Source organism: Vibrio sp. HI00D65 (assembly GCF_001635455.1).
GTDB lineage: Bacteria > Pseudomonadota > Gammaproteobacteria > Enterobacterales > Vibrionaceae > Vibrio.
Map to the genome: position 1 here is coordinate 1 of NZ_LWEH01000464.1, position 360 is coordinate 360.

Genomic DNA, 360 nt, shown 5'->3' on the forward strand with positions numbered 1-360 from the left:
AGTAAGCTGTACGTTGGCTCCGAAGTAGGTCAATTAAGACGAGTTCTCCTAAATCGACCTGAAAGAGCACTCACCCACCTCACCCCTTCTAACTGCCATGACCTTCTATTTGATGATGTGTTGGCTGTGGAAGCTGCTGGTGAAGAACACGATGCCTTTGCAGAGACACTACGTAATCAAGACGTAGAAGTGCTGCTACTGCACAATTTATTGGTAGAGACACTTGCCGTACCTCAAGCTCGCGAATGGCTGCTAAACACTCAAATCTCAGATTTCCGTTATGGGCCTACTTTTGCCCGTGACCTAAGAAACTATCTTGCTCAAATGGATAATGAGCACCTAGCAACAATCTTACTAGGT

At 45.8% G+C, this 360-nt stretch carries 1 protein-coding gene; it reads left to right on the plus strand.

Annotated features, from left to right (window positions below):
* A partial coding sequence (locus A3712_RS22850; protein WP_231891871.1) for an arginine deiminase family protein occupies positions 1–360 on the plus strand: 360 nt, incomplete at both ends.